Annotated in this window: 30 protein-coding genes and 1 pseudogene; 26 read left to right on the top strand and 5 right to left on the bottom strand. The window is 28.2% G+C overall.

Annotation, left to right across the window (positions count from 1 at the left end; genetic code table 11):
• Nucleotides 1-36 precede the first annotated feature (36 nt).
• From QX51_RS15690 to QX51_RS20120, 8 genes and pseudogenes are all read left to right on the top strand, one after another.
• Complete coding sequence (locus QX51_RS15690) at nucleotides 37-1404, top strand: protein kinase domain-containing protein (protein ID WP_161791936.1); 1368 nt, start codon at nucleotides 37-39, stop codon at nucleotides 1402-1404.
• A gap of 154 nt (nucleotides 1405-1558) precedes the next feature.
• Entirely contained in the window at nucleotides 1559-2056 is a 498-nt protein-coding gene (locus tag QX51_RS15685) for a GNAT family N-acetyltransferase (RefSeq protein WP_039680825.1), read from the top strand.
• A gap of 53 nt (nucleotides 2057-2109) precedes the next feature.
• Nucleotides 2110-2988: a DUF362 domain-containing protein gene (locus tag QX51_RS15680; RefSeq protein WP_039680824.1), complete on the top strand. Its 879-nt coding sequence runs from the start codon at nucleotides 2110-2112 to the stop codon at nucleotides 2986-2988.
• A gap of 270 nt (nucleotides 2989-3258) precedes the next feature.
• The gene (locus QX51_RS15675) at nucleotides 3259-4491 is read left to right on the top strand and encodes a VanW family protein (RefSeq protein WP_039680823.1); all 1233 of its coding nucleotides are present in this window, start codon (nucleotides 3259-3261) and stop codon (nucleotides 4489-4491) included.
• 142 nt (nucleotides 4492-4633) lie between these two features.
• Nucleotides 4634-5176 (top strand): NADH peroxidase, encoded by a 543-nt coding sequence (locus tag QX51_RS15670; protein WP_039680822.1) that lies wholly within the window; start codon nucleotides 4634-4636, stop codon nucleotides 5174-5176.
• A gap of 136 nt (nucleotides 5177-5312) precedes the next feature.
• Nucleotides 5313-5768: a hypothetical protein gene (locus QX51_RS15665; protein WP_039680821.1), complete on the top strand. Its 456-nt coding sequence runs from the start codon at nucleotides 5313-5315 to the stop codon at nucleotides 5766-5768.
• Nucleotides 5769-5949: 181 nt separating this feature from the next.
• Nucleotides 5950-6906 (top strand): sulfide/dihydroorotate dehydrogenase-like FAD/NAD-binding protein, encoded by a 957-nt coding sequence (locus QX51_RS15660; protein WP_039680820.1) that lies wholly within the window; start codon nucleotides 5950-5952, stop codon nucleotides 6904-6906.
• Nucleotides 6907-6922: 16 nt separating this feature from the next.
• Nucleotides 6923-7618 (top strand): annotated as a pseudogene (locus QX51_RS20120) (FAD-dependent oxidoreductase); the annotation flags it as partial.
• Nucleotides 7619-7764: 146 nt separating this feature from the next.
• Here QX51_RS20120 and QX51_RS15655 read toward each other — a convergent pair.
• Nucleotides 7765-9351 carry a recombinase family protein gene (locus tag QX51_RS15655; RefSeq protein ID WP_039680819.1) on the bottom strand — a complete coding sequence of 529 codons (1587 nt, stop codon included), beginning with the start codon at nucleotides 9349-9351 and terminating at the stop codon, nucleotides 7765-7767.
• Nucleotides 9352-10004: 653 nt separating this feature from the next.
• Here QX51_RS15655 and QX51_RS15650 point away from each other — a divergent pair.
• A complete protein-coding gene (locus tag QX51_RS15650; protein WP_039680818.1) occupies nucleotides 10005-10301 on the top strand; it encodes a hypothetical protein in 297 nt (98 codons plus the stop codon).
• A gap of 460 nt (nucleotides 10302-10761) precedes the next feature.
• On the opposite strand, the gene QX51_RS15645 is transcribed toward QX51_RS15650, so the two are convergent.
• Nucleotides 10762-11238, bottom strand: a complete 477-nt coding sequence (locus QX51_RS15645; protein WP_039680817.1) for a hypothetical protein — start codon at nucleotides 11236-11238, stop codon at nucleotides 10762-10764.
• Between the two features lie 390 nt (nucleotides 11239-11628).
• Between QX51_RS15645 and QX51_RS20115 the strand changes: the two genes are divergently transcribed.
• From QX51_RS20115 to QX51_RS15630, 4 genes are all read left to right on the top strand, one after another.
• Nucleotides 11629-11787, top strand: a complete 159-nt coding sequence (locus QX51_RS20115; RefSeq protein ID WP_074429534.1) for a DUF1540 domain-containing protein — start codon at nucleotides 11629-11631, stop codon at nucleotides 11785-11787.
• A gap of 331 nt (nucleotides 11788-12118) precedes the next feature.
• Entirely contained in the window at nucleotides 12119-13780 is a 1662-nt protein-coding gene (gene hcp, locus QX51_RS15640) for a hydroxylamine reductase (protein WP_039680848.1), read from the top strand.
• A gap of 15 nt (nucleotides 13781-13795) precedes the next feature.
• Nucleotides 13796-14083 carry a cupin domain-containing protein gene (locus QX51_RS15635; RefSeq protein ID WP_039680816.1) on the top strand — a complete coding sequence of 96 codons (288 nt, stop codon included), beginning with the start codon at nucleotides 13796-13798 and terminating at the stop codon, nucleotides 14081-14083.
• A 357-nt stretch (nucleotides 14084-14440) separates the two neighbouring features.
• Complete coding sequence (locus QX51_RS15630) at nucleotides 14441-14629, top strand: ferredoxin (RefSeq protein WP_039680815.1); 189 nt, start codon at nucleotides 14441-14443, stop codon at nucleotides 14627-14629.
• Nucleotides 14630-14949: 320 nt separating this feature from the next.
• Here the strand turns inward: QX51_RS15630 and QX51_RS15625 are convergent, their stop codons facing one another.
• Both QX51_RS15625 and QX51_RS15620 read right to left on the bottom strand, forming a co-directional pair.
• Entirely contained in the window at nucleotides 14950-15459 is a 510-nt protein-coding gene (locus QX51_RS15625) for a hypothetical protein (protein ID WP_039680814.1), read from the bottom strand.
• Nucleotides 15460-15477: 18 nt separating this feature from the next.
• The gene (locus tag QX51_RS15620; RefSeq protein WP_052233104.1) at nucleotides 15478-15828 is read right to left on the bottom strand and encodes a helix-turn-helix domain-containing protein; all 351 of its coding nucleotides are present in this window, start codon (nucleotides 15826-15828) and stop codon (nucleotides 15478-15480) included.
• A gap of 175 nt (nucleotides 15829-16003) precedes the next feature.
• Between QX51_RS15620 and QX51_RS15615 the strand changes: the two genes are divergently transcribed.
• Genes QX51_RS15615 through QX51_RS15600 form a run of 4 tightly spaced genes read left to right on the top strand, consistent with a single transcriptional unit; the run spans nucleotide 16004 to nucleotide 17911 of the window.
• Entirely contained in the window at nucleotides 16004-16246 is a 243-nt protein-coding gene (locus tag QX51_RS15615) for a helix-turn-helix transcriptional regulator (RefSeq protein WP_082007851.1), read from the top strand.
• Between the two features lie 12 nt (nucleotides 16247-16258).
• Nucleotides 16259-17047: an ORF6C domain-containing protein gene (locus tag QX51_RS15610; RefSeq protein WP_052233103.1), complete on the top strand. Its 789-nt coding sequence runs from the start codon at nucleotides 16259-16261 to the stop codon at nucleotides 17045-17047.
• A 13-nt stretch (nucleotides 17048-17060) separates the two neighbouring features.
• On the top strand, nucleotides 17061-17558 hold the full coding sequence (locus tag QX51_RS15605) for a helix-turn-helix domain-containing protein (RefSeq protein ID WP_039680812.1): 498 nt from the start codon (nucleotides 17061-17063) through the stop codon (nucleotides 17556-17558).
• An 11-nt stretch (nucleotides 17559-17569) separates the two neighbouring features.
• Nucleotides 17570-17911 carry a hypothetical protein gene (locus QX51_RS15600; RefSeq protein ID WP_039680811.1) on the top strand — a complete coding sequence of 114 codons (342 nt, stop codon included), beginning with the start codon at nucleotides 17570-17572 and terminating at the stop codon, nucleotides 17909-17911.
• On the opposite strand, the gene QX51_RS15595 is transcribed toward QX51_RS15600, so the two are convergent.
• Nucleotides 17892-18158 carry a hypothetical protein gene (locus QX51_RS15595; protein WP_152607247.1) on the bottom strand — a complete coding sequence of 89 codons (267 nt, stop codon included), beginning with the start codon at nucleotides 18156-18158 and terminating at the stop codon, nucleotides 17892-17894. The two genes, QX51_RS15600 and QX51_RS15595, sit on opposite strands and share 20 nt — an antisense overlap.
• Nucleotides 18159-18208: 50 nt before the next feature.
• Here QX51_RS15595 and QX51_RS15590 point away from each other — a divergent pair, with 50 nt between their 5' ends.
• From QX51_RS15590 to QX51_RS15550, 9 genes are all read left to right on the top strand, one after another.
• On the top strand, nucleotides 18209-18403 hold the full coding sequence (locus QX51_RS15590) for a helix-turn-helix domain-containing protein (protein WP_039680809.1): 195 nt from the start codon (nucleotides 18209-18211) through the stop codon (nucleotides 18401-18403).
• A 55-nt stretch (nucleotides 18404-18458) separates the two neighbouring features.
• Complete coding sequence (locus QX51_RS15585; protein ID WP_039680808.1) at nucleotides 18459-18659, top strand: hypothetical protein; 201 nt, start codon at nucleotides 18459-18461, stop codon at nucleotides 18657-18659.
• 136 nt (nucleotides 18660-18795) lie between these two features.
• Nucleotides 18796-19119 (top strand): hypothetical protein, encoded by a 324-nt coding sequence (locus QX51_RS15580; RefSeq protein ID WP_039680807.1) that lies wholly within the window; start codon nucleotides 18796-18798, stop codon nucleotides 19117-19119.
• Nucleotides 19112-19351, top strand: a complete 240-nt coding sequence (locus QX51_RS15575) for a hypothetical protein (protein WP_039680806.1) — start codon at nucleotides 19112-19114, stop codon at nucleotides 19349-19351. The genes QX51_RS15580 and QX51_RS15575 overlap by 8 nt, the downstream gene beginning before the upstream one ends.
• 85 nt (nucleotides 19352-19436) lie before the next feature.
• Nucleotides 19437-19961 carry a siphovirus Gp157 family protein gene (locus QX51_RS15570; RefSeq protein WP_039680805.1) on the top strand — a complete coding sequence of 175 codons (525 nt, stop codon included), beginning with the start codon at nucleotides 19437-19439 and terminating at the stop codon, nucleotides 19959-19961.
• 12 nt (nucleotides 19962-19973) lie between these two features.
• Complete coding sequence (gene bet / locus QX51_RS15565) at nucleotides 19974-20846, top strand: phage recombination protein Bet (protein ID WP_052233102.1); 873 nt, start codon at nucleotides 19974-19976, stop codon at nucleotides 20844-20846.
• A 68-nt stretch (nucleotides 20847-20914) separates the two neighbouring features.
• Nucleotides 20915-21328 (top strand): HNH endonuclease, encoded by a 414-nt coding sequence (locus QX51_RS15560; protein ID WP_039680804.1) that lies wholly within the window; start codon nucleotides 20915-20917, stop codon nucleotides 21326-21328.
• Nucleotides 21328-22302 (top strand): hypothetical protein, encoded by a 975-nt coding sequence (locus tag QX51_RS21295; protein WP_242842764.1) that lies wholly within the window; start codon nucleotides 21328-21330, stop codon nucleotides 22300-22302. The genes QX51_RS15560 and QX51_RS21295 overlap by 1 nt, the downstream gene beginning before the upstream one ends.
• 71 nt (nucleotides 22303-22373) lie before the next feature.
• Entirely contained in the window at nucleotides 22374-22790 is a 417-nt protein-coding gene (locus QX51_RS15550; protein ID WP_039680803.1) for a DnaD domain protein, read from the top strand.
• Nucleotides 22791-23371 lie beyond the last annotated feature (581 nt).

Raw genomic sequence — 23371 nt, 5'->3', positions numbered from 1 at the left:
TTATTTTTATTATAATGATTAAAAGAGGCGATGCTTGTGAAAAATTTTAATAATAAATACACGATTAGAGATTTTATTGATAAAAATAAATGGTCTAATGTTTATATGGCAATAAATAAAGAAACTAATGAACAAATAGTTATAAATATACTTATAAATGTAGAAGGTAATGAAGAAAACTTAGAAAATTTTAAGAGGGAAGTAAACTTATTAGAAGATATTAACAATCCAAATGTAATATGTATAAATGAAATATCAACTTATATGAAGAAAGACAAGGTTTATTACTATATAGAAAGTGAAAACTTTGAAGGCTTAACTTTAGATGAACTTATGAGAATTAATAAACTTAATGAAGATCAATGTTTACAAATTATAAGAGAAGTTATAAATGGTGTTAAGGCATTTAATAATCAAAAAATAAACTTTAAAAACTTGACTGTAGAAAATATTATTATTAATGGTGAAGGCGTAGTGAAAATTGATACTTTATCATTTATTAATAATCACAAAGGTCATATAAATTGTGAGATTTATAATCCTAAAAAATTTGATACTCATGAGGATGTGTATGCTATAGGAAGTATTTTGTGTGAAATGATTACTGGAGAAAAATTATTTAATAAAGAAGAACACAAAGATCTAGATAAAAATATAGTTGAAATATTAGAAAAATCTACAAATAAAAAGCATATTTCAAGATACAAATATAAAGATTTAAGTGAGTTTTTAGATGATGTTAATTTATATTTGGATGGAGGAGAAATAAGTGAGAAAAGTGCAATAAATTTTGAAAAGATTCATAAATTAAATCCTAGTCCTAAAGTAAAAAAATATATGGCTATAGGTTGTTGTGGAGTAGTATTACTTTGTTCAACAGCTTTTGGAGCACAATATCTAATAAATAAAAACAATAACAATATGGAAACTACAAATACAAGTGAAGATATTGATAAAACTGAAGAATCACCTGAGACGAATAAGATAGAAGCAATAACTCCTACTGAAGAAAATCTTATTACTCCACAAAATTCATCAGAAAATGATAAAGAAGAAACTACTGATAATAATAAAAATGATGAAAACAAAATTAATGAGAATATGAATGATCAAAATAATAATCATGACAATAATCATGAGGATAATGATAAAGACAATAATACAGATAAAGAAAATCCAGATAAAGACGATCCAGACAAGGATGATAATAAGGACGAGAATGAAGATGGCAACAAGGATGAACTAGAACAAAATCCAGATGATAATGATGATAAAGAAAATCCAGATGAAGAAAATCCAGATAATGATAATTCTAATGAAGAAAAACCTGACCAAAATCCAAATGAAGACCAAAACGGAGATAAGAACAATGAAAATACAACACAAGATAGCGAAAATAAATAAAATAATAATTTATATAAGCTAGCAAAGTAACTGTTCTTTGCTGGCTTTATTGTTAAGCAAAGCAATTTTTTATTATGGAAATGTTGAAAAAATAAACTTATGATATAATTATATTACATAAATATGATAACTAAAAAATTATAAAGGAGAGCTTATGCAAACTAGATTAGCACGTAAAGAAGATTTAGAAGAAATAATAAAAATAGAAAGTATTTGTTTTCCATCAGAAGAAGCAGCTAGTGAAGAAGTTATGAAAAAAAGGTTTGAAGCTTTTTCAGAAAACTTTTTAGTGGCAGTGGAAGATGAGAAGGTAGTTGGTTTTATAAATGGATGCACTACAGAGAAAGCTTCACTTCCTGACAAGCTATACCATGATGTAAAACTACACAATCCAAATGGAAAATATCAAACAGTATTTGGATTAGATGTTTTGCCCCAGTACAGAAACAAGGGTACAGCAGCTATATTATTAGAAGACTTTATATCTCTTGCTAAAGAACGTGGTAAAAATGGTATGGTTCTTACTTGTAAAGATTATTTAGTGCATTATTATGAAAAATTCGGATTTGTAAATGAAGGTGTATCAGCTTCAGTTCATGGAGGGGCCAAGTGGAATGATATGATATTATTATTTGAAAAATCCTTGACTTAGAGTTAACTCCAAGGATTATACTTATGACAAAGTATAAAAAGGAGATAATTATTATGGAAAAATCTAAAGTATATTTTATTAAAGAAATAACACCAGAGAGTTTGATTAAAATTTATGATGCTATGGGAGTAAACTTAAAAGGGAAGATAGCAGTTAAAATTTCCACAGGAGAACCAGGCGGACATAATTTTTTAGATCCTAATCTTATAAAAAATCTCGTTAAAAAGTTAAATGGAACTATTGTTGAATGCAATACAGCATATCCTGGTGGAAGAAATACAAATGAAGTTCATTGGAAAACTATAGAGGAGCATGGTTTTAAAGCCATAGCACCTTGTGATATTTTGGATGAAAAGAATGAAATGTCAATTCCAGTAGTAGGTGGAATTCAACTAAAAGAAAATATTATAGGTGAAAATTTAAAAAATTACGACTCTATGTTAATGCTTTCTCACTTCAAAGGTCATCAAATGGGAGGACTTGGAGGCGCACTTAAAAATATGTCCATAGGAATAGCATCTTCTAGAGGCAAAATACTTATTCATACATCAGGAAAAAGTGAAGTATTTGAAGACGTATTCAAATCAGACCATGATTCTTTCTTAGAATCAATGGCAGATGCAGATAAATCAGTAATGGACTTTATGGGAAGAGAAAATATTGTATATATAAATATAGCAAATAAATTATCTGTAGACTGTGACTGCAATGCTAATCCTGAAGAACCAAAGATGGCTGATATAGGAATTATGGCATCTACTGATCCTGTAGCTTTGGACCAAGCTTGTGTAGATGCAGTTTATAACTCACCAGATGAAGGTAAGTCTCACATGATTGAAAGAATTGAATCTAGAAATGGAATTCATACTATAGAAGCAGCAGATAAGCTAGGACTTGGTTTAAGAGATTATGAAATGATTGAGATTTATTAATATAAAACTTAAAAGTTAGTATAATTAAAGGTATGTTTGATTTTAAAACATATCTTTTTTATTTTAAAAAATATATATTAAATAATCAGATTATTTTAATAACAAAAAATATATGGAATAAAAACAATGATAAGGATGAAATTATTTTTGATGAAACACTTGATAAATACAATATAGATGACAATAGTTAAAAAATGAAAGTAATCCTTAGAATATAAAAACTCTCATGGGAAAATATAATTATATAATTTGTATAGTTAGGAGAGTAATATGAGAGGACAGATAAAAATTTTAAATAAATTTATATATGTAGCAATGATAGTAGTTGTAGGATTTACATCCCTTGGATTAACATCAAATGAAAATGAGAAAAAAATTCATAGTAATATTACAATTGAAAATATTGATGTGGGAAAATTAACTAAAAAACAAGCAATTAAAAAGCTAGAAGCAAAGTATCCTTTAAAGGATTTTTATATTACTTGGGGAAATGAAAAATGGGCAATAGAAGCAAAAAGTATAGACCTTGATTATCATATCGAAGAAAGAGTAAATGAAGCTTTTAATTATACGAGAGATACTTCCATGTTGGAAAATATAAAGAGAAAAGGAAAGCTTAAATTAAAAAAATCACATAATATTAGATTAAAAGCCACATATGATGAAATAAAGTTAAGTAAAGAACTAAAAGTAATTTGTAGAGCTATAAATGTGGATGCCGTTGATGCCAGTTTTCATGTTGAGCTTAGTGGAGAAATAAAAAGAACCAAATCAAAAGAAGGTAAAAAAGTTGACTTATCACGATTAAAAGAAAATATTTATGATATGATAAACAAAAAGAAAATTGAAAATATAAATTTACCAGTACTTACATCATATCCAAAAGTTTCTACTGAGCAGGTGAAAAGTATAAATTCCATACTAGGACAATTTAGCACAAGTTTTAATGACTCAACCTCTAGAGGAAGCAATATTCATGTGGCAGGGGAAAGTACCAGTGATATTTTATTAATGCCTGGAGAAACTTTTTCTTATAATAAACGTACAGGAGCTAGAAACTGGGTTAATGGATATAAAAGTGCTCCAATTATAGTTGGAGGTAAAGTTACAAATGGAGAAGGTGGAGGTGTATGCCAAGTTTCCACCACAATTTATAATGCAGCTTTACTCTCAGGACTTACAATAGACGAGGTACATAATCATTCTCTTCCCTCAAAATACGCTCCAAAGGGACGAGATGCTACTGTATCTTATGGATATACTGACTTGAAATTTACAAATCCCTACACCCACCCAGTTTATATAAAAAATATAGTGGGAAATGGAGCAATTACTTCAAAAATTTATGGATGTAATCTAGATAGAGAAAGAATAAGTATAAGAATGATAGAGGAATATACAAAAAATAAAATTACTGTGCAAACATATAGATTATACTTAGACGAAGAAAATAATATTGTAAGAAAAGAATTAGTTAATACTAGTGTTTATAAGCCTTACTAAAAATAAGATAATTTCAATATTTGAAAATTTAAAAAAATTTGTTTTTTCTGTTTAAACTAAAAATGTTAAGGTATATATATAGTATAAATTGATAATTGCTTAAACATTTAAAATAAATTATAAAATTTGGGAGGATATTAAAATGAAAAAATTTGTATGTACAGTATGTGGATATATATATGAGGGAGAAAAAGCACCAGAGGTATGTCCAGTTTGTAAAGTAAGTTCTGAAAAGTTTGAAGAAATGCAAGGTGAATTACATTGGGCTGATGAGCACAGAATAGGTGTGGCACAAGGTGTTGATGAAGTAATAATAGAAGATTTAAGAGCTAACTTTGTTGGGGAATGTACAGAAGTTGGAATGTACTTAGCTATGAGCCGTCAAGCTGATAGAGAAGGTTACCCAGAAGTTGCAGAAGCTTACAAAAGAATAGCTTTAGAAGAAGCAGAACATGCAGCTAAATTTGCAGAACTTCTTGGAGAAGTAGTTGTTGCAGATACTAAGAAAAACTTAGAAGCTAGAGTTGAAGCTGAATATGGTGCTACTGAAGGGAAATTAAAAATAGCTAAGAGAGCTAAAGAACTAGGACTTGATGCAATACATGACACTGTTCATGAAATGTGTAAAGACGAGGCTAGACATGGTAAAGCATTCTTAGGATTACTAAATAGATATTTTGGATAAGAATTAAATAGATTATGTAAAAACTCCTCATACTAGAAATAGTATGGGGAATTTTTACATACAAAAATATATAGTGATAATTAATACAACTTCACCAATATACTATAATATAGAATTAAAAAGGGGGGAATATATATTGTTACAAACGCCTTTGGGATTTTTATATGTATATATTAATAATGATCAAGTTACATATGATTTAAAAGAACTACCATTAAAGCCTATAAAAATTTGCAACTATGAAGTTGACGCTAGATATATGATAGAAATTGATAAATCAAAAATAAAAATTGGAGATATACTTACATTTTTTATTGATACAGATATGGTAGCAGAAATAGATGGAGGAGATTGTTTAGTAGAAGCTATGTTTGAAAGTGATGATTTATATCTGGCTTTAGGAGGATACGATATTAACAACCATAGTGTTAGCAATTGTGCTTATTCATTTTCTGTCATAAAAAATGGACTAAAAGCAGAAATTATTGATTTACAATACATAGAAGATTTTGGAGTTGCCATTGCATGGAGTGGCACAAATAAGGATGACTATTACACAGCTGTATGGTTTGCAGCGGATCCTTGCATATAAAATATAACCATAAATATATGTTATAAAGTAAATTATTAAATAGTAAAAAATAAATAGATAGGTTAATAAAGAAGTTTAAAAATAAATTTATTTTAAACTTCTTTTTTTCTGTCACTCATTTTTATATAATTAATAAATTAGTATTATAGCTTAAAATATCATTTTAAGGAAGTGGACAAAAATGGAGAGACAAAATAATCAATTTTGTGCTGATGCAGGTGGAAAATATTGCCCATGTCATCTTGCTCACAGTGGAGATTGCATCAAATGTTCTTTAATTAGGGGTGAAAAGACTTGTGAGTGTAAATGGCAGGGGGTTTGTATTTACAATGAACTTAAACACAATAAAATAGTACCAGTAGAAGAAAGACATGAAGTACTTTGCAAAATAATAGAAAGCAAAAAAATAGAAAATAATATTTATCTATTGAAAATTAAGATACCTAGTTTCTTAATAAAAGATTTATTCGAGCCAGGTTCTTATGTATTTTTGAAAGATAAGAATAGAGATAGCGGATTTTTTAATGCACCTATTTCTGTAATGGATGTAGATGAAGAAAATAATATTTTGGAAGTTGTAGTAGTTCCAAGAGGAATAAAAACAAAGCCTTTAGTAAATTGTGATGAATTAATTGTAAAGGCTCCTTATTTTAATGGGATTTTTGGACTAAAAGAAATAAAATCAAATCAGTTCGACAAATGCCTTGTAGTGTTAGATGGCTTATCTCAAGTGAATTCATTAAAAGTTATAAAAAGACTAATTAGAAATGACAATGAAGTGGAAGTATTCATAAATGAAAAAGGTAAAAGACTAGAAGTTATGGAAGAAAAAATAAAAGACATGGGAGTAAATATTCAGCTTTTCAATTTAGATGATAAAAAAGAAATTTTAATAAATTATATAAGAAATAACAATATTAGTTTTGTTTATAGTTGTGGATTAATATATTTTAATAAGTCTATTTTACAATTAGTAGATAGCATTGATGATAGTATAAAATTTGCAATCCCAAATAATAATTTAATTTGTTGCGGAGAAGGAATATGTGGAGCCTGCACTATGAGATTAAATAATTGCAGAATAAAGACTTGTAAAGCTCAGATGAATGGAAGAGAATTTCTAAGTAATCTTAAATAATCTAGGGGGGATTTAAATGGCAAAAGTTGTAGTAATAGGTGGTGGCTGGGCTGGTTGTGCAGCTGCAATAAGTGCATCAAAAGCTGGAGCACAAGTAGTCATTTTGGAAAAAACAGATTTATTGATAGGACTAGGTAATGTTGGTGGAATAATGAGAAATAACGGAAGATATACTGCATGTGAAGAGGCAATTTGCTTAGGTGCAAGTGAATTGTTTACTTTAACAGACGAAAATGCAACTCATAAAAACGTAAATTTTCCAGGGCATGATCATGCCACAGTATATAATGTTTTGAAAATTGAACCACAAGTAAGAAAGCTTATAAAAGACATGGGTATTGAAGTTAGAATAATGAGTAGGGTTGTGGACGTGGACTGTGACGGTGACATATTAAAGGCCGTAATATTGGAAGATGGAGAAAGAGTAGAGGGAGATAGTTTTGTAGATACAACAGGATCTTCAGGTCCTATGGGTAATTGTACTAAGTATGGAAATGGATGTGCAATGTGTGTACTAAGATGTCCTTCTTTCGGAGGAAGGGTAAGTGTTACAGCAAGATGTGGCGTAAATGACATGATAGGTGAAAGAGCTAATGGTGATTTTGGGGCATTTAGTGGTTCGATGAAATTATTAAAAGAAAGCTTAAGTGAAGAGATACAAAAAGAGTTAAAAGACAATGGTTTTGCAGTTATACCTTTACCAGTAGAACTTAGAAATGAAAAGAAACTTGATATAAAAGTTTGTCAGCAATATGCTCTTCATGAATTTGCGGAAAACATCATACTTCTTGACACTGGTCATGCAAGGTTTATAGTATTGCGATATATCATTCAAAATAGGTGTAGAGTCATTGGACCCTACACTTTTTTTTTACTTCCCCAGAAATCAATCTCAATTTCTGTTGTGTCACCGTTCCAACGAATTTCATCAATAAGCATAGACAATAAAGCCTTTTTAGTTTTTATTTCTTCTATGCTATTAAAGTTATCTTTAAACTTATCTAGTGTATTAATTACCAATTCATAATTATTATTTTCTAAAGTTGCATCTTCTACAGTGCAAGCAACTTCATTTACTTGTAGTTGTAACTCTTTTATTTCCCTTGAGAGAGCATTTATCTTGTCAGCTAATATATCAGTTACATCACTATCAAACAGAGCCATATTTTCAATTAATTTATCAAGTTGTTTTTTCTTATTATTTATTTCTGTATTAATTTTATTTATTTTTTCTTTGTCATCTTCTATGATTTTACTATTACTATTTAATCCATTTAAGAATTTACTTGTATCTACAGTCATTATATTATCAAGTACAGCTTTATCGAAATCTGGACCACTTGCAGTAGGATTGTTACAAAGAGCATTTTTAGACTGTACTCTTCTAGTACAAGTATAATAGTGTTTATTATTTCTACCATAAGTTATTCTCATAGGAGAACCACACTTTGCACACCTTACTAGACCAGAGAAAAGACCTTTGCTTGAAGTACCTAGTCTAAAGGTTTTACTCTTTTCTCTGTTCTTATCTAGTAACCTTTGTGCTAATAGCCAGTCATTAGGTTCAATGATACCCTTATGTTTAGATACGGCAGCAATCCATTCTTCTTTGTCTCTTTTGTTAAACTTACTATCTCTTTTATTATATGTAAGTATTCCATATCCATCTTTTCGTCCAAAAACTTGTATGTCTATACTTCTTAAATAGTCTAAAACATCGTCATTAGATTTTACATAAACAGGGTTAGTTATAATTTTAGATACAGCAGAAGCAGATAATAATTTACCTCTTTTACCACATAAACGATTTTGTTGAAGAAAAACTGTTGCTTGATGTATAGATCCTAACTCTAAAAACTTTCTATAAATAGTTTTTACAAGTTCAATTTCCTCTTTATTAACTTTTAATTTACTCATTTTTCTTTCTTTCATCTCTTCATCAATATAAACCATTGCTTCAGAGTCAAATCCAAGAGGAGGTGTACCACCTAACCATCTACCATGCTTAGCAAGTTCTATCATATTATCTCTAACGCGTTCAGCTATAGTTTCTCTTTCTAGTTGTGCAAATACAGAAGAAATATACATCATAGCTCTTCCCATAGGAGTTGATGTATCAAACTGTTCCTTAATACTTACGAAAGATATTTTCAAGTCATTAAGTTCTTCTATAAGAGTAGAGAAGTCACTAACATTACGAGAAATTCTGTCTAATCTATAGCATATAAGACAGTCAAATTTCTTTTCTCTAGCATCTTTTAGGAGTTCTTGGAACTTAGGTCGGTTAATATTTCCGCCACTAAAGCCTTCATCTTCATATATTTCTATACTATTTTCCCCTGGATAATGCAAATTAACATATTCCTTACATAGTTGTATTTGGTTTTCTATAGAGTCACCTTTACCAGTAAAAACCGACTTTCTAGAATAAATTGCAATCCTCATATTATAAAACCACCTTTCATGATAATTATATCATGCTAAAAAAATAGTTAAAATGAATATTCAATGCATTTATTAATTTTGTACTTAAAAATATTTACTATAGTGCCATATAAGTAAAACATAGTAATTTAAGTAGATTGGGAAGTTATAATTTTAGATAAAAAACTAAATACAAGGTTTTAGACAAAGAAAAACAGTACTTTTATATAAGTACTGTTTTTCTTTTTATTTTATTAATTTTATATTTAAAGGGAGTTCCCACATGCTTATGCATGGGGTTTTGCTTACTTCATAATTAAATACATTACCAATATCATATAAGATATAGTAATTATTCTATCCAGAATAATCAATATAATATCACTATAATAGATGATCAAGCGTAATAGTATTATAAGAAGAAGTAAAATAAAAATAAGTTCTTTCATTTTAAACTCCCTTTTTTCTCTTTTATTATTTTTCTTATATTATATTGTATTAACAATAAAAATATACGTTGAAATTATTAAAATAATTAAATTGTTATTTATAAATTAGTTACTATAATATAGACTTATAATTTAAATTATAAAACTTGGAATATATAACTTGTTTATAATTGTTAGAAAAAAGTCTATAATATATATAAATAGTTGTTTTTTGGAGGGGTATATATGAATAATGAGTTATTAAGTGCAATAAGTGATTTATTAGATAATAAGTTAGATTTAAAATTAGAACCAATAAACACAAAATTGGATTCAATTGGAACACAAGTAAAAGAAAACACAGAAATGATTAAAGCTCTACGTCATAGTGCAGAGCTTAATAAAGCAACTCTAGATAAAATAAGTTTAGATGTAGCTTATATTAAAGGTGATGTAGAAAAGATTAAGAAAGATTTAAGTGTTGTTGAAAAAGTTACAGCTAAAAACTGGACTGATATAAATGAATTAAAAGAGGCTAAATAATAGATAGAGTATAGACTAAGTGATTAGTCTATTTTTTATGATATATAGGAGTAGAAATAAAATATTTAGATGAAAAAAGAATTGAATAAGATTATACTTTAAATTAGGAATTATAAATCTATAGAGTGGTGGTTCTCATATTATTTACCTTCATGAAAGGAGGTGATAATATGGAGGCTTTTTTATTGAATGTACTTGCTGGAATAGTTGCAACGGCTATCTGCGCAGTAATTGCTACATATACAAAAAAGTAAAAAACCACTACTCGAATTTGGGTCGATAGTGGTCTTAACAATTAAGTTATTAGCTTGATTTTGAGAACCATTACTCTACTTCCACATAGATTTATAGTTCCTTTTTATATTATTATACATCTCTTTGTATAAATATTCACTAATATTTGATTAATTTTACTCATTAACTTAACAAAATCTAAATTAATGTTTTTTATTTTTAATTTTTAATTATTACTTGATTTAAGGGTTTTTAATGAACTCTCTCCTATTGAATAAGATGTGCATGTATCAACAAAGTAATCTACTTTATTGGTATCATTAACATATACCAACATGCTACTTAAACTTAACTGATATAGAGATAATGTATATAAGATATTAGAGTATGTTCTTCGAAGTTCAAAATCAGATTCTTTAGAATATAAAGTTGATATTTTACTTGACTGTGATCCTAGTATAGTTTCAGCAAAAGCTATGTCTTTTTTTAATTCTTCAGTCTCAAGAGGATCATCTCCGACTATTTTTTTTATCATAATATTTATTGAGTTATTTACCATTTCAATGTCTTTTATAGCATTTTGGATGTCAGCTTTGCTAGCAGAAGATATATTTGTAGAAACTGATATGTTATTTGTATCTGCAAAAGATATATTTGTAGAAACTAATATAAGACAGAGCGCTAATGTGAAAAGTTTTTTCATTTTATTAATACCTCCAAAAATAATAGTATTGCTATATTTAGTATTTGTTTAATACATAACATTATTTAGTACAAAATATAAAAAATATTGCAAAAATTAACATGATAAAAATATTGATTTTTACACAAAAAGAGCAGATTTAACTGTTCTATATTATATTATTAAATTTATAATTATCATTTATTGTTATAACTCTTTATATAAATAAATATTAGGTAGATTAGATTTAAAATAAATAGTAAAAGATAATAAGATGAAATAACTGATTAAATAGAATTAAAAGAGAATTTTAATATAAATATATTCTTACAAACTACTCGAATATAATTAGTGATAATATTACATAATAATATTGCAACATAAAAATAAGACAACAAAGGAGATGTAACAATGAAAAAAAATGAAAGTATAGCTTGCGAAGTTACAGAATGTATACACCATAGTGGTCAAGAAAACTACTGTGCTTTAGACAAAATTAAAGTTATAAAACACAGTGGTTCAGCGACTACAGTTGAACAAACTGATTGTGGAAGTTTTGCAAAAAAATAATTTTAATAACTTAAACTTTGAAATAATGGCATAAATACAAGGCTTCAAACAAAGAAAAACAGTACTTTTTAATGAGTACTGTTTTATTTTTGTTTCGTATTATATTAAAATCACGAACTCTGATTATATTATACATAATGTTCGATTATTTTTTATATATGTAGAAATTGATAATCTTAAAGATTTATTAGATAGCATATGAATCTTATCTAATTATTTCCATAAAAAAACTCCAAGTAGTTACCTATGTAATTATATTTTAAGTAAATATTGCAAATACTATAATGCAATCAAAAATTAGGAGGTATTTATCGTGGAAAATAATATGGCAATGGAATATCCTATGTTTTGTTATCAATGTGAGCAGACAGCTGGGGGTAAGGGATGTACTAAATCAGGTGTATGTGGTAAGACACCAGAAGTGGCAAATCTTCAAGACTTACTTATTTATCAAATAAAAGGCATAAGCTGCTATGCAAAAGAGATAGTTGAAAAAGGCGAAAATGTAGATAAAGATATAGTTAGTTTTATAGAAAATTCTTTATTTACAACATTAACAAATGTAAATTTTGATGCAGATGTACATGTTAAAATGCTTAGAGAATCGCAAAAAATAAAAGAAGCATTGAGAAAAAAAGTAGGTAAAATAAAAAATGATACTGAACATGCTACATATGATTTAAGTGAAACTAAAGCAGAAATGCTTAAAGATTCTAAAAAAGCAGGTATAATGTATGATCAAGAACTGGATCCAGACATTCGTTCACTTAGACAAACTATAGTTTATGGATTAAAAGGAATCTCAGCTTATGGTCATCAAGCAAGAGAATTAGGATATTATGATGACCAAGTAGATAACTTTTATATTAGAGCTTTAGAAGCAACTACAGATGATAGTTTAAGCGTGGACGATTTAATTCGATGGACAATGAGAACAGGTGACATGAGTATAGCTGTAATGGCAAAATTAGATGAAGCAAATACTAAGACATATGAAAATCCTTCTCCTCAAAAAGTTAATGTTCATATTAAAAAGGGTCCATTTATAGTAGTGTCAGGACATGATTTATGGGATTTAGAGATGTTACTTAAGCAGACAGAAGGAAAAGGAATAAATATTTATACTCATGGTGAAATGCTTCCATGTCATGGTTATCCGAAGCTAAAAAAATATTCTCATTTAGTAGGAAACTTCGGAGGTGCTTGGCAAGACCAACAAAAAGAATTTGATAATTTACCAGGATGCGTATTAATGACAACAAATTGTTTAATGCGACCTAGAGAATCTTATAAGGATAGAATCTTTACTACAAGTGTAGTTGGATGGGATGGTGTGCAATATATTGGCGTAGGTCCAGATGGTAAGAAAGACTTTACTCCTATAATAGAAAAAGCTCTAGAACTTGGTGGATACGAAGAAGATCAAGAACCACATGAAATATTAGTTGGATTTGGTCATCATGCAACACTTTCACATGCAGAGGATATAGTTAATGCAGTTAAAGACGGTAAGATAAGACACTTCTTCTTAATAGGAGGATGTGATGGTGCAAGACCAGGTAGAAATTATTATACTGAATTTGCTAAAAAGGTACCTGATGACTGTGTAATTTTAACACTTGCTTGTGGTAAATATAGATTTAATAAATTAGACTTTGGTGAGGTTGCAGGACTTCCAAGACTTTTAGATGTTGGTCAATGTAATGATGTTTACTCAGCAGTAAAAATTGCAACAGCTCTTGCTGATGCTTTCGAAACAGATGTAAACGGATTACCACTATCTCTTATTGTATCTTGGTATGAACAAAAAGCAGTAGCTGATTTACTTGCATTATTATCACTTGGTGTAAAAGGAATATACTTAGGACCAACACTTCCAGCCTTTTTAAGTCCAAATGTACTTCAATATTTAGTAGATACTTTTGATTTAAGACCAATAAGTACACCTGAAGATGACATAAAAACTTGTCTACAACAATGTATACAAGAATAAATAAGGGGCGATTTTATGGAAGTAATAAATATAAATAAAATAGATACTAATAGGGAATTCTTATGTGAAAATGAAAAATATAAAACAATATTTTTCAAGTTTGATGAAGGTAAAGGACTTCCAAATCATACTCATAACGGATATGCCTCTATACAAGTTATCGATGGAATAGTAGATATGAAGTTTGAAAATGGAGAGACATTTGAATTAAAATGTGGAGATTTTTTACCTTTTGATGCAAGGATAGAACATAATGTAATAGCTAGAGTAACTAGTAAAGTACTAGTTACAATTATAAAATAATAAATTAATTAGTTATAATTATAAATATACTTCTTAAGTGGAACAATAAGTTAGTAAAGTGATATTTGTTAGCTTATTTTTCCAAATAATTATAGTTCTTCTTATTGTTTTTCTCGTTATATAGGGCATAATAATAACAAGAATAGTTAGCATATGGCTTTATGGAGCCATATAAAGATAGAATAGTTACAGTTGTTACAGTTGGGTGAATGGAGTAAATTTGTCTTAGATCAATGTGACTTTTTACTACTTGATGTTTGAGTTGAGCATAATATTATAGCTAAAGAAACAAGTAAAATGTTAGTTATTATATCTCAACCATTATCATAATATAAATAGCGTATAAGGAGGTAAAATATGAAAGCTTTTGTAGATAGAGATATTTGTATAGGATGTGAGGCATGTGCAGGAACATGTCCAGAAGTATTTAGTATGGATTCAGAAGGTATATCAGTACCTATAGAAGAAGATATTCCAGATGATTTATTAGAATCAGCTCAAGATGCTAGAGATGGGTGTCCAGTTTCATGCATAAGTATAGAATAATTAGAATACTATAAACAAAGGAGTTGTTTCTTTTTATGATTTTTAAATCATTTTGAGACAACTCCTTTGCTTATAATCTATACCAATAAATACATTGATATGTAAATTAGAAAGCCAAGATTTATAATCATAATGTAGAAAATGTTATAGTGACTACATATATCATTTACATGATAAAACAGATTGTTTTCGTGAAACCCCAAAATAACCATAAGAAATTTTATTTCGCATTATATAACAATTGCGAATTTTAATTGTATTATAAATAATTTACCAATTAAAAAGTAGCTATATTAAGAAATTATAATAAATAGCTATCTCTATAAATCCTTATACAAATAAATATTAGGCAGATTAGTAAGTATAACTTTATAACTACCTAACTGAATATAGCCTGTACTACTTTTTCTAGCTAAGTACTCAAATTTATCTCTTACTATATGTTCATTAACATTTAGAAATTCTGATATTTCATAAAATGAATTGCATCCATGCTCTAGAGCTTTAGTTAGTTCTTTATTTGTGATTATATGATTAGTACTCCAATCAGTAGCTTGCTTTTCACATTTAAGTATATTTAATTTATCTCTATATGTAGAAGCATTACAAATACTATCGCCTACACTTGTGAAATGGTGACCTAGCTCTTCCCCTAATATTTCAATATGTTTAGATTTATTTTGCTTCAATTTTTTTAAAAGAAAAATAGCAGGACCAACATCTTTTATGTTCACATACAACCCTTCTAAGTTATAGGGGATATAATCATCGTAATGTAACAAGATATTTTCATCGGCTGCTATTTGTAAAAGATGTTCTAATTTATCCATACTCCCCCAACACTCCCATTACTTTTTATCTTTTAAATATTTTAATCTCATTAAATCTATATAATTGTTTATTTCATCAATTGCATCATCTGGAAGTTGTTCAATATCCCCAAGTCTATGAGCGGCTATAGTTGTAGCATTATTGATTTCTTTTTTAGGATTTTTTTCGTCTGTACGACCAAGAAGGTAGTCTGTTGTAACATCAAAGTAGTTTGCCAAAGCATTTAACATATCTGTTTTTGGTTCTCTTTCTCCTTTTTCGTATCTTCCAATAGATACATCTGTAGTACCTAAATCTTTTGCCATTTCTTTTTGTGTTTTACCTTTTTCTATTCTCAATTGTTTTAATCTATTACTTAACATATCCATGTATAACCTCCATATTAAATTTAAAAATCTTACCTAAATGGTTATTTAATTTAAATTATAGTGAAAATCAACCAAAAAATATATATAATCAACCAAAAATTAAAAATAAATAATAAAAAACGGTTGACTTACAACCAAAGTGGTAGTATTATTGAAATATAAATGACTTACCAAAATGGTTATAGAGATTAGAGGTGAATATATGAACAGAAAGCTTAAAGCAGCCAGAGCAGAAAATGGATTAACACAACGACAATTAGCTCGATTAATTGAAATGCCTTATTCTACTTATCAAAAGAAAGAACAAGGGCAAACTGAATTTACTATAAGAGAAGCAATTAAAATAGCTTATGTTTTAAAGAAAAATCCAGAAGAAATTTTTTTTAACAACAAACCAACCAAAATGGTTATAAATTAAGGGGGAATAAAGATGAAAGGCAGTTTACTAGCAAGTTATGAAGTAATTCAAAAAAATGAAGTAAGAATTAGTAGTGTGGATTTAGTAGATATGATCAATAAATTCAGAATTGAAGAAGGTAATGACAATATAAAGCAACACAATACTTTGATGAGAGACATAAGAAAAGAAATTGAAGATTTAAAAAATGCAGGATTCGAAGGACAGTACAATTTTGTACAGTCATCTTATATAAATTCTCAAAATAAAGAACAGCCTTGCTATTCTCTAAACAGAGATGCAGCACTGCAAATATTAAATAAAGAAAGTGCAGTGGTAAGAGCTAAAACAATTCAATACATAAATATACTGGAAAATAAATTACAACAACCAGTAAAACCATTAAGTCCTATGGAGCTATTAGAATTACAATTCAAAGCAATAAAAGAACAGGAACATAAGATAGAAGAAGTAAAAAATGAGTTTGAAGATTTTAAAGGAGATATACCTCTTTTCCAAGTGGAATGTAAAGAATTACAAGCACTTGTTAGAAAAATAGGAACGAAAGCATTAGGCGGATATAAAACTCCAGCATATAATGATAATTCTTTGAGAGGTAAGGTTTATTCAGATATTCAAAATCAAATTAAAAGAGAATTTGATGTAAATAGATATGAAGCAATAAAAAGATGTCAGTTTGATAGTGCAATGGAGATAGTTAGTAATTATAGATTACCTTATGCACTTGAACAGGACATAAAACTTAAAAATATGCAATTACATTTAGTTGCAGATAACGTTAGACAAATAACTTTTAATTAGGAGGTAATTTAATATGAGATTTTATGGAGATAGTATTTTAGAAAGAATAGGATATGACTTTTATTGCGATGTAGCAATAAACATTGTTGATAAAAGAAAAGCTTTAGGATTAACACAAGAACAACTAGCTAAAAAATCAGGAATAAAACTAAGTAGATTAAGTAATATCGAGAATGTTAAGCACCGTATAAGACTTGATGAAGTTGAAAAATTAGCAAAAGCATTAGATGTAACTGTTAACAATTTAATCAATGCAAAATTAGATAGTCAAGTTGGAGATTGTTTATATATTGTTTCAACAGAGAGAGTAGATTTTAAGTTATATCAAAAAGCAACTAGTAAAAGAATGGCTTTTTTAAAGCTTGAAAAACGTTTGAATGATATAGGGTCATCATTATTTGGTAATCCAAGAGATAGAGCTGTTGTTGAATTAGTAGGCGTACCTGTAACAAAACAAGAATTACAAGATAAGCTACCTAAATTTAAAGAAGACCAAAGAATTGAAAAGTAGGAGGTAGAGGTATGAACGAATTATGCAACTTATCAATTAAAGAATTAATAGAAAGTATAGATGAAAATATTTTAACAACAAAGGAAACAAGAAAAAATTTAATTATTGAACGCAACTTTGAAAAAGATTCAGACAAGAGAGAAATTAAAAGTATTTGTATAAAAGATTGTGATGACGATTTGTATAGATTCAGGATGCAGAAGTTTGAATTATCAAGAATGATAAAAGAACACGCACTATATGCTTATAAGAAATTAGACAGAAATAAAACTGCTCAAGAAAGGCAAGTTCAAGAGAAGCATACATCTAATTCAATACCTAAGGTTGATGACTTTAATCTTCCTTTGGAATAGTTAAAAAATCAAATTCTAACTTATTTGATAAATCATTATCTCTAACAAAAACAAATGCTTTAGAAGCATATTGAATAGATTTTTTTATGTTAGATATAACCTCATCAGGAAATTTATAGTCGCAACAAGAACAAGTGACAGAATCTTTATCTAATAGATATTTTGTTCTAACAGTAAAAGTTTCATTACAAGTTGGACATTTGAATTTTACTCCATAAGATGACCACATAAAAACACCGTCCTTCATAAATATTTGGAAAATATTCCATAAAAAATTATATCAAAAGGAGTAATGAGATGGCAATAGATGACAAAATAAATCAATTGTTGGAAGAAAGAAATATGAGCATACATAAGTTAGCAAAAGAAGCGAATATACCAGTAAGTAACATATATAAAATCACACAAGGTAAGAATTTAAATCCAGGAGTTTATACAGTAAAAGCTATAGCTGATTATCTTGGAATTACAATAGATGAATTAGTTAAATAAGAATTTGAATAGGACAAATTTTTATAAACATAAGTATTTATATGGGGGTGAGGTGATGGCTAAAAAGGAAATCACTGTAATTTGTAATTATCCTACACCGGAAAATATGGATAAGTTTCAAGATATTATGTGTGAAGGATTGGCAAAAGGAATTATAGCTTGTAAGCCAGTTGAATATGTTGAAGCGTTAAAAAGAGGACTTGAGAAGACAATAGAACTTAATAAAAAGAAAGAACTTGAGAAGAGCTTAAATTAGGGGGAGAAGATATGGATTTAAAAATAGTCGATATAAAAAGTATAACACTTGAGCAGTGTGAGTATTTTAAGAGTTTAGGTCTGTATTTCATTATACATGATGGAAAGTTAAAAGGTTTTACTAGATAGGTGGAGATATGAAATTAACTAAAGAAAAGTTATGGGAATTAAAAGAAATGTATGAAAATCCTTTTAACGATGTAAAAGATATAGCAGATAAATTTAATATGGATGTTCAGCAACTTTATAACTTTGCACACAGAAAAGGATTTGTAAGAGGTACATTACAAGAATATGGTTATCAAAAATGTAGTACCTGCAAAAAGATACTAGAAGCTAATTCAGAGAACTTTTATGTAAATAAAAATTATAAAAATGGTTTTGGATATGAATGTAAACCATGTGCAAGAAAAAGAAGAATGAAAAAATATTATACGAACAAGGGTGAGAAAAATGAGTAACTGGATATTAGAAGATGTTATAGGCAGTATGAAAGCAAGAATAAAAGCATTAGAAAATAATATAGATGATGCAGAAGTTCATAAAGTTTATAAATCTGCAAATAAAGATGAGATAAATTGGTTGAAATATCAACTACAAGAAATTGAACTAATGTTAAAAGACGATACAAAGGAATATGACATATTGTATGAGGCTATGAATGATAACATACCTTATCTTGGAGTTATATAAAAAAATGACCTTTGCAGAGGTCCAATTAAAAAATATTAAGTAAATTGTATCAAGTAAATTATATCACATTTTAGGAGGAATATAAATGAGCTCATTATATCAATTAACTTCTAACTTTTTAGAAGTAGATAATTTAATAGAAGAATATTTACAAGCTGGAGAAGAAGATCTAGCAGAGAACTTAGTAAAAGCTAATCAAATAATTAGAAATGAAATACAAAATAAGTCAGTTGGATTTATACATGTATTCAGAAATATAGATAGTCAAATTAATGCTATAGATGGGGAAATTAAGAGATTACAGGACCTAAAGAAACAAGTTAAGAAGAAAGAAGAAAATATTAAATCAATGCTTAAAGATAGCATGGAGTTATTAGGTACAACAAAGATTGAAACTGATTTGGGAAAAATATCAATAAGAAATAATTCAGGAAGCTTAAAAATAGATGATATAGACCTTATACCAAATATATACAAAGAAGAAGTAGTTACAACAACTGTAAAAGTAGATAGCAATCTTATTAAAAAACAAATAAAAGCAGGAATAGAGATAGAAGGTTGCCATATTGAAGCTGGGACAAGTCTTATTATTCCAAAAACTAAAAAGTAGGGGGTAAAACAAATGAATAAAAATAATAATGCTTTAGCACTAGCAGAATTTACTTTAGAAGGTGGACAAGTACTTACAGCAGACACAGTAAAGAATTACCTTACAAGTGGAAATGGAGCAGTTACAGAGCAAGAAACATTGATGTTTATAGAGTTATGTAAAGCACAGAAATTGAATCCTTTTATAAGGGAAGCATATTTAATAAAATTTGGTACAAGTCCAGCTAATATAGTTGTTGGTAAAGATGTATTTGTAAAAAGAGCATATAGAAATCCAAACTTTGAAGGTATGAAAGCTGGAATCGTTACAGTTGATAAAGAAGGTAATACGCACGAAAGAGAAGGTTCTTTAAAGTTACCAGGAGAGACTTTAATAGGTGGGTGGTGTGAAGTATACACAAGTGATAAAAAGTTTCCTATAAAGTCAGTAGTAAGTTTAGAGGAATATTCAAAGTCGCAGTCTACATGGAAAACAATGCCTATGGTAATGATTAGAAAATGTGCAATGGTTACAGCATTAAGAGAAGCATTCCCAGAAGATTTACAAGGGTTATATGATGCAAGTGAAATGGGAGTAGATACAAAGTTACCGGAAAAAGAAATAGTGCCTGGCACAGCAAGTCCCAAACAAAAGAATATGATATTAGCTTTAGCATCTCAAAAGGACCTATTCAGTTTTGAAACTAAAAAAGATACAAGTAAGTTAGAAGAGTTTTGTCACAGTAATGGATATGATCTACATAAATTAACCTTTGAAGAAGCAGAGGAAGTTTTAAAACTAATAGCAAACTATGAACCTAAAAAGCATGAAAATGTACAAGATGTAGAGTTCACAGAAGTTACGGAAAGTGAAGATAATATAGACGGTCAGATATCAATAGCATAGTTAAAAGTAAGGGAGAGTTAATTCTCTTCCTTATGAAATAAATATATACAACAGAGGGAGTTGAGATTATGAATGATTTATCAAATAAAAGAAAAATAACAACTTATGACTATGTAAAGTGGAGAGATGGAGATAGGTGTTTTTACACTGAATTAGAGTTATCAAAAGATGATGTACAAATAGATCACATATTCCCTAGAAGTATGGGAGGTTCTTCTAGTCCTAATAATTTAGTAGTATCATACAAAAAATTTAATAACTTAAAAAGCTCATCAATGAAATTAGAAGAAAGTATAAATGAATGGAATTTAAAATATCCATGGATTTCAATAGATTATGAATATATAAAATGCAAATTAGAGTTTTTGGAGCTTTATGAGTCTATAAGAAGTAAACAATATATAACTTATAGGGAAACTATATCAAACAACTTAAGAACGGTAGAAGATTTAATTAGATACATAAAAGTGAGGGATAGATAATGGCAAAATTTAGACAAATACACGTTGAATTCTGGCAAGATGGATTTGTATTGGAGCTTACACCAGAAGAAAAGTATTTCTATATTTATCTAATGACTAATAGTAAAACTTGTCAGTGTGGCATATATGAGTTGCCTAAAAGAATTATCGAAACTGAAACAGGTTATAATCGTGAAACAGTAGATAAACTTTTAAAACGATTTGAAGAATACGGAAAAATAAAATATAGCGATGAAACAAGAGAGATAATTATACTGAATTGGATAAAACATAATAGGATAGACAGTATTAAAGTAAAGAAATGCATAGAAAAAGAGTTAAATCAAGTTAAAAACAAAGAATTCTTAAAGTTATTCATAGATAGTTGTAATAAATATGAATACAGTATAGATACCCTATCTATACCCTATGAATACCCTATAGATACTGTATCAATAGAGTATGGAAAGACTATGGGGAATAACAATAACAATAATAATAACAATAACAATAATAATAATAACAACAACAAATTAGAATGTGACGTGGTGGTTGTTGATAAAATAAAATCTTATTTTAATTTATCAGAAGAAGAACTTTTAAAAATACATAATGCTTTTAAAGATACTAATAAAGATATTGATTATTTAGAAGAAAAATTAATACTTACTAAAAATACAGGTTGTAAAAGTGTTGTAGGTTTCCTTATAAAGGCTATAAAAGAGGATTATAAACCACATAAAAATAATGTAAGTGCGTTTATACCTAAAGTTAGGACAAGATTTCATAACATAAATAGTAGGATAGATAAGTATAGTCCTGATGAACTTGAAAGGATAGTAAAAGAAAATCAAGATAGTAAGTTTAAAAGGACTACAATTTATGACACTTATTTAAGAGCTATTGAACATGGTTTAGATTCTCTTAGTGGAGAACCAGTCAAGAAAATGGTTATAGATTATGCAAGAGAAAATAATTTAGAAATACCAAGTTAAAGCTTTAAAAATATAAGGGGATTACCCTACAAGTCTTGTGGGGTAATTTCAACAGCTAAGGGGGAAACAAAATGTATAACAGCGTTGGAATAAATAAACATAAAATTTTGAATGCAGCAGCACAAGAAGATCCTACATATGAAAACTATTTAAGATTAGCAGAATGGATTAAAGAAATATCAGAAAAAATTGATGTAGAACTTTTTAAAGAAGCATTAGTTATATGTACTGATAAAGGAAAGTTACAATTCAATTTTCTTAAAGGCATAATAAATAACTGGTTACAAAAGAATGTAACCAGTTATGAAGAACTCAAAGCGTTTGAGTTACAAAATAGGTTTACTAATAGTGTTAGCGAAAATAACAATAATATACAAAAAACATATAAAAAAGGTGCAGGAGCAAATGTAAATAATTCATTTGCTGGATACGCTCCAGATGAATTAGAAAAAATCTTATTAGAAAGTCAGAAAGGTAAATTTGATTAAGGATACTGTGCAACTATGATAGCAGAAATTTCTAGAAAAAACAAATAACCTTATCATTGATGATAAGGTTAAATACTATATATCCAAATACGGTAAGAAAGTATGAGTCATTACTAATAGTATGTGGAGTTTAAAATAAATTATTCCAGGGGAATTTTTAAAAAATAAATAACCCTATCGTCTCCGATAAGGTTAATACGAGTTGGTTAAAAAGTGACATGTATCGATAAGTTACTAATAGTATGTGTAGTTTGAAATAAATTATTCCAGGGGAATTTTTAAAAAATAAATAACCCTATCGTTTCTGATAAGGTTATTTATGAGTCGGTGTAAATATTACATGTATCGGTAAGTCTATAAACAGTAATAGTATGTGTAGATTAATTATAAATATTCCAGGGGATGAAATTCTACTGGACCAAAGAGGGGGATTGAATATTATGAAACATAAATACAGCACAGTCGAACAATACAAACCTAAATATATTAATTATAATGATTCAACACCATTCAACTACTTGGAACTTGCAGCAGCGATGTAATGACACACATGAAAAATAAAGGACAACTTGAATATTATA

Origin of the sequence: Terrisporobacter othiniensis (assembly GCF_000808015.1) — a bacterium.
Lineage (GTDB): Bacteria > Bacillota > Clostridia > Peptostreptococcales > Peptostreptococcaceae > Terrisporobacter > Terrisporobacter muris.
The sequence above is the reverse complement of the archived record's forward strand: the minus strand, read 5'-3'. Positions and strand labels throughout refer to the sequence as shown.